Below are 6,667 nucleotides of genomic sequence, written 5' to 3' on the forward strand. Positions count from 1 at the left end.
TCCGGGAGCAAGCTCCCTTCTGTCCGCTCGACTTGCATGTATTAGGCACGCCGCCAGCGTTCGTCCTGAGCCAGGATCAAACTCTCCGAAAAAGTTCAAAACCGAAGTTTTGTTTTTCGCCAGTTTGACTGACTACCTATGATGTATCATAGGATTTTTTATAAAAACTCGAATTAACAGGTACGTTTTGTCTTGTTTAGTTTTCAAAGATCATGTTGGTGGAGCCTAGCGGGATCGAACCGCTGACCTCCTGCGTGCAAGGCAGGCGCTCTCCCAGCTGAGCTAAGGCCCCATAAAAGATGGTCGGGAAGACAGGATTCGAACCTGCGACCCCTTGGTCCCAAACCAAGTGCTCTACCAAGCTGAGCTACTTCCCGATCTTAATGGCGCGCCCGAGAGGAGTCGAACCCCTAACCTTTTGATCCGTAGTCAAACGCTCTATCCAATTGAGCTACGGGCGCTTATTTTATAATGCCGAGGGCCGGACTTGAACCGGCACGGTAGTCACCTACCGCAGGATTTTAAGTCCTGTGTGTCTGCCAATTCCACCACCCCGGCGTGGATGGTATAAGCGGAAGACGGGATTCGAACCCGCGACCCCCACCTTGGCAAGGTGGTGTTCTACCACTGAACTACTTCCGCATTACAGGATTTCTTTATGTTGTTTGGCAATGCGGGTGAAGGGACTTGAACCCCCACGTCATAAAGACACTAGATCCTAAGTCTAGCGCGTCTGCCAATTCCGCCACACCCGCATGAAAATGGTGAGCCATGAAGGACTCGAACCTTCGACCCTCTGATTAAAAGTCAGATGCTCTACCAACTGAGCTAATGGCTCGCTTTTAAAGCGACTTGTCTATCTTACCATATGAAAGTGGTGCCGGCAAGAGGACTTGAACCCCCAACCTACTGATTACAAGTCAGTTGCTCTACCAGTTGAGCTACACCGGCTTTATCTATCCTAACATTATGTAAGAATAAATATGGTGGAGGATGACGGGCTCGAACCGCCGACCCTCTGCTTGTAAGGCAGATGCTCTCCCAGCTGAGCTAATCCTCCATATTGTGTCGTTTCGAATGTCTCTCGATCTGACAAATAGTATTATATAACGATAAGATATTGTTTGTAAAGACTTTTTTAAAATAATTTTTGAATTTATTTTAAATCTGTTTTTTCAAACCTTTTCGTTAAGGCACCTAAAGAAGTTTACCACTTGTCTCTTCATTTTAAAAGTCTTTTTTTCATTTTTTTATGTTTTTTTGTTAAAAAGGGCATTAATAGCGCTTTTTCAATGTAAAAACAGCTCTTTTAAAGCTGAAAAATGTTTGTTTTATTCCTTATATCCTCAGATAACGTGCATTTAGAAACGAATTTTTTTATTATTTTATTTTTCCGAGAAACCATTTTTGTATAATTGCTTTATATTAAATTGATCATGGTCATTTTCCAAAAAATCGTCTCAATGTTCCCTTGCCTCATCAAACATTGAGGTACTTAACTCAAATCTCCTTCCTCTCTCATTAGCAATCCAAGATGTCATTTGCTCTCTTATGTAGGTTTCAATGATCTAGCAGCAAGCGCAGTTCGCTACATATGGTTGCCAGAGGAGAAGATCCTTTTTAGATATGTTGACTCTTAGCAAGATGAGCGAGCGACGAGATTAGATGATAAGAATATTATAGAATGTCTAGAATTCCAGTGAAGGGGATGAAATGAATGAGTTATTGAGAATGTAGTGAAAGACCACTATTTTCAATATAAATAGATATATCATTTATTGAAACACAAAAAAGACCAGTTCCGACTGGAACTGATCCTTTGAAAAGCTTGGCGGCGTCCTACTCTCACAGGGGGAAACCCCCAACTACCATCGGCGCTGAAGAGCTTAACTTCCGTGTTCGGTATGGGAACGGGTGTGACCTCTTCGCTATCGCCACCAAACCTGATGGAGAGAATGTTCTCTCAAAACTAGATAACAATGTTCATTTTTCACATTAGAATATAGGTTAAGTCCTCGATCTATTAGTATCTGTCAGCTCCACGTGTCACCACGCTTCCACCTCAGACCTATCAACCTGATCATCTTTCAGGGATCTTACTTCCTTGCGGAATGGGAAATCTCATCTTGAGGGGGGCTTCATGCTTAGATGCTTTCAGCACTTATCCCGTCCGCACATAGCTACCCAGCGATGCCCTTGGCAGAACAACTGGTACACCAGCGGTGCGTCCATCCCGGTCCTCTCGTACTAAGGACAGCTCCTCTCAAATTTCCTGCGCCCGCGACGGATAGGGACCGAACTGTCTCACGACGTTCTGAACCCAGCTCGCGTACCGCTTTAATGGGCGAACAGCCCAACCCTTGGGACCGACTACAGCCCCAGGATGCGATGAGCCGACATCGAGGTGCCAAACCTCCCCGTCGATGTGGACTCTTGGGGGAGATAAGCCTGTTATCCCCGGGGTAGCTTTTATCCGTTGAGCGATGGCCCTTCCATGCGGAACCACCGGATCACTAAGCCCGACTTTCGTCCCTGCTCGACTTGTAGGTCTCGCAGTCAAGCTCCCTTGTGCCTTTACACTCTGCGAATGATTTCCAACCATTCTGAGGGAACCTTTGGGCGCCTCCGTTACATTTTAGGAGGCGACCGCCCCAGTCAAACTGCCCACCTGACACTGTCTCCCTGCCCGATAAGGGCAGCGGGTTAGAAGGTCAATACAGCCAGGGTAGTATCCCACCGATGCCTCCACCGAAGCTAGCGCTCCGGTTTCCAAGGCTCCTACCTATCCTGTACAAGCTGTACCAACATTCAATATCAGGCTGCAGTAAAGCTCCACGGGGTCTTTCCGTCCTGTCGCGGGTAACCTGCATCTTCACAGGTACTATAATTTCACCGAGTCTCTCGTTGAGACAGTGCCCAGATCGTTGCGCCTTTCGTGCGGGTCGGAACTTACCCGACAAGGAATTTCGCTACCTTAGGACCGTTATAGTTACGGCCGCCGTTTACTGGGGCTTCAATTCGCACCTTCGCTTACGCTAAGCGCTCCTCTTAACCTTCCAGCACCGGGCAGGCGTCAGCCCCTATACTTCGCCTTACGGCTTCGCAGAGACCTGTGTTTTTGCTAAACAGTCGCCTGGGCCTATTCACTGCGGCTTCTCGGGGCTTTAACACCCTAAGAAGCACCCCTTCTCCCGAAGTTACGGGGTCATTTTGCCGAGTTCCTTAACGAGAGTTCTCTCGATCACCTTAGGATTCTCTCCTCGCCTACCTGTGTCGGTTTGCGGTACGGGCACCTCTCACCTCGCTAGAGGCTTTTCTTGGCAGTGTGGAATCAGGAACTTCGCTACTAAATTTCGCTCGCCATCACAGCTCAGCCTTCACGGGAAACGGATTTGCCTATTTCCCAGCCTAACTGCTTGGACGCGGATATCCAATACCGCGCTTACCCTATCCTCCTGCGTCCCCCCATTGCTCAAATGGTGAGGAGGTGGTACAGGAATATCAACCTGTTGTCCATCGCCTACGCCTTTCGGCCTCGGCTTAGGTCCCGACTAACCCTGAGCGGACGAGCCTTCCTCAGGAAACCTTAGGCATTCGGTGGACGGGATTCTCACCCGTCTTTCGCTACTCATACCGGCATTCTCACTTCTAAGCGCTCCACCAGTCCTTCCGGTCTGACTTCACTGCACTTAGAACGCTCTCCTACCACTGTTCGTAAGAACAGTCCGCAGCTTCGGTGATACGTTTAGCCCCGGTACATTTTCGGCGCAGAGTCACTCGACCAGTGAGCTATTACGCACTCTTTAAATGGTGGCTGCTTCTAAGCCAACATCCTGGTTGTCTAAGCAACTCCACATCCTTTTCCACTTAACGTATACTTTGGGACCTTAGCTGGCGGTCTGGGCTGTTTCCCTTTCGACTACGGATCTTATCACTCGCAGTCTGACTCCCAAGGATAAGTCATCGGCATTCGGAGTTTGACTGAATTCGGTAACCCGGTAGGGGCCCCTAGTCCAATCAGTGCTCTACCTCCGAGACTCTTACCTTGAGGCTAGCCCTAAAGCTATTTCGGAGAGAACCAGCTATCTCCAGGTTCGATTGGCATTTCACCCCTACCCACACCTCATCCCCGCACTTTTCAACGTGCGTGGGTTCGGGCCTCCATTCAGTGTTACCTGAACTTCACCCTGGACATGGGTAGATCACCTGGTTTCGGGTCTACGACCACGTACTCATGCGCCCTATTCAGACTCGCTTTCGCTGCGGCTCCGCATCTTCTGCTTAACCTTGCACGGGATCGTAACTCGCCGGTTCATTCTACAAAAGGCACGCCATCACCCGTTAACGGGCTCTGACTACTTGTAGGCACACGGTTTCAGGATCTATTTCACTCCCCTTCCGGGGTGCTTTTCACCTTTCCCTCACGGTACTGGTTCACTATCGGTCACTAGGGAGTATTTAGCCTTGGGAGATGGTCCTCCCGGATTCCGACGGAATTTCACGTGTTCCGCCGTACTCAGGATCCACTCTGGAGAGAACAACATTTCAGTTACAGGGCTGTTACCTTCTTTGGCGGGCCTTTCCAGACCTCTTCGCTTATATCGTTCCTTTGTAACTCCGTATAGAGTGTCCTACAACCCCAAGAGGCAAGCCTCTTGGTTTGGGCTGTTCCCGTTTCGCTCGCCGCTACTCAGGGAATCGCATTTGCTTTCTCTTCCTCCGGGTACTTAGATGTTTCAGTTCCCCGGGTATGCCTTCTCATACTCTATGTATTCAAGTATGGATACTACTCCATTACGAGCAGTGGGTTTCCCCATTCGGAAATCTCCGGATCAAAGCTTGCTTACAGCTCCCCGAAGCATATCGGTGTTCGTCCCGTCCTTCATCGGCTCCTAGTGCCAAGGCATCCACCGTGCGCCCTTTCTAACTTAACCATTTCTTACTTTAGAAAGAATCACTATGTGTGATGAACTTTGCATTGCATTCAATGTGAATGTATTACTTATTGTTATCTAGTTTTCAAAGAACAATCCTGTCTCGCTAGAGACATGTTTGAAGGAATGATCCTTCAAAACTAAACAAGACGAAAACGTACGCTGCTCCATATATCCTTAGAAAGGAGGTGATCCAGCCGCACCTTCCGATACGGCTACCTTGTTACGACTTCACCCCAATCATCTGCCCCACCTTCGGCGGCTGGCTCCATAAAGGTTACCTCACCGACTTCGGGTGTTGCAAACTCTCGTGGTGTGACGGGCGGTGTGTACAAGGCCCGGGAACGTATTCACCGCGGCATGCTGATCCGCGATTACTAGCGATTCCAGCTTCACGCAGTCGAGTTGCAGACTGCGATCCGAACTGAGAACAGATTTGTGGGATTGGCTAAACCTTGCGGTCTCGCAGCCCTTTGTTCTGTCCATTGTAGCACGTGTGTAGCCCAGGTCATAAGGGGCATGATGATTTGACGTCATCCCCACCTTCCTCCGGTTTGTCACCGGCAGTCACCTTAGAGTGCCCAACTAAATGCTGGCAACTAAGATCAAGGGTTGCGCTCGTTGCGGGACTTAACCCAACATCTCACGACACGAGCTGACGACAACCATGCACCACCTGTCACTCTGTCCCCGAAGGGAAAGCCCTATCTCTAGGGTTGTCAGAGGATGTCAAGACCTGGTAAGGTTCTTCGCGTTGCTTCGAATTAAACCACATGCTCCACCGCTTGTGCGGGCCCCCGTCAATTCCTTTGAGTTTCAGTCTTGCGACCGTACTCCCCAGGCGGAGTGCTTAATGCGTTAGCTGCAGCACTAAGGGGCGGAAACCCCCTAACACTTAGCACTCATCGTTTACGGCGTGGACTACCAGGGTATCTAATCCTGTTCGCTCCCCACGCTTTCGCTCCTCAGCGTCAGTTACAGACCAGAGAGTCGCCTTCGCCACTGGTGTTCCTCCACATCTCTACGCATTTCACCGCTACACGTGGAATTCCACTCTCCTCTTCTGCACTCAAGTTTCCCAGTTTCCAATGACCCTCCCCGGTTGAGCCGGGGGCTTTCACATCAGACTTAAGAAACCGCCTGCGAGCCCTTTACGCCCAATAATTCCGGACAACGCTTGCCACCTACGTATTACCGCGGCTGCTGGCACGTAGTTAGCCGTGGCTTTCTGGTTAGGTACCGTCAAGGTGCAAGCAGTTACTCTTGCACTTGTTCTTCCCTAACAACAGAGCTTTACGATCCGAAAACCTTCATCACTCACGCGGCGTTGCTCCGTCAGACTTTCGTCCATTGCGGAAGATTCCCTACTGCTGCCTCCCGTAGGAGTCTGGGCCGTGTCTCAGTCCCAGTGTGGCCGATCACCCTCTCAGGTCGGCTACGCATCGTCGCCTTGGTGAGCCGTTACCTCACCAACTAGCTAATGCGCCGCGGGTCCATCTGTAAGTGACAGCCGAAACCGTCTTTCATCCTTGAACCATGCGGTTCAAGGAACTATCCGGTATTAGCTCCGGTTTCCCGGAGTTATCCCAGTCTTACAGGCAGGTTACCCACGTGTTACTCACCCGTCCGCCGCTAACATCCGGGAGCAAGCTCCCTTCTGTCCGCTCGACTTGCATGTATTAGGCACGCCGCCAGCGTTCGTCCTGAGCCAGGATCAAACTCTCCGAAAAAGT

The 6,667-nt window shown here is 50.0% G+C and carries 9 tRNA genes and 4 rRNA genes; all 13 read right to left on the minus strand.

Annotated features, from left to right (window positions below):
• A 16S ribosomal RNA gene (locus M2299_RS20540) occupies nt 1-92 on the minus strand; the annotation flags it as partial.
• A 124-nt stretch (nt 93-216) separates the two neighbouring features.
• Nucleotides 217-292 (minus strand) — tRNA-Ala (locus tag M2299_RS20545).
• Nucleotides 293-300: 8 nt separating this feature from the next.
• Nucleotides 301-377 (minus strand) — tRNA-Pro (locus M2299_RS20550).
• 7 nt (nt 378-384) lie between these two features.
• A tRNA-Arg gene (locus M2299_RS20555) sits at nt 385-461 on the minus strand.
• 11 nt (nt 462-472) lie between these two features.
• Nucleotides 473-558: transfer RNA gene (locus M2299_RS20560), tRNA-Leu, on the minus strand.
• A gap of 12 nt (nt 559-570) precedes the next feature.
• Nucleotides 571-642: transfer RNA gene (locus M2299_RS20565), tRNA-Gly, on the minus strand.
• Between the two features lie 30 nt (nt 643-672).
• Nucleotides 673-755: transfer RNA gene (locus M2299_RS20570), tRNA-Leu, on the minus strand.
• A 7-nt stretch (nt 756-762) separates the two neighbouring features.
• Nucleotides 763-838 (minus strand) — tRNA-Lys (locus tag M2299_RS20575).
• Between the two features lie 37 nt (nt 839-875).
• Nucleotides 876-951 (minus strand) — tRNA-Thr (locus M2299_RS20580).
• A 33-nt stretch (nt 952-984) separates the two neighbouring features.
• A tRNA-Val gene (locus M2299_RS20585) sits at nt 985-1,060 on the minus strand.
• A 766-nt stretch (nt 1,061-1,826) separates the two neighbouring features.
• Nucleotides 1,827-1,942 (minus strand): 5S ribosomal RNA (gene rrf, locus M2299_RS20590).
• 61 nt (nt 1,943-2,003) lie between these two features.
• Nucleotides 2,004-4,934: ribosomal RNA gene (locus M2299_RS20595) — 23S ribosomal RNA — on the minus strand.
• A gap of 181 nt (nt 4,935-5,115) precedes the next feature.
• Nucleotides 5,116-6,664: ribosomal RNA gene (locus M2299_RS20600) — 16S ribosomal RNA — on the minus strand.
• Between the last annotated feature and the right edge of the window lie 3 nt (nt 6,665-6,667).

The sequence above is a fragment of the Stenotrophomonas sp. 1278 genome (assembly GCF_029892765.1).
GTDB lineage: Bacteria > Pseudomonadota > Gammaproteobacteria > Xanthomonadales > Xanthomonadaceae > Stenotrophomonas > Stenotrophomonas indicatrix.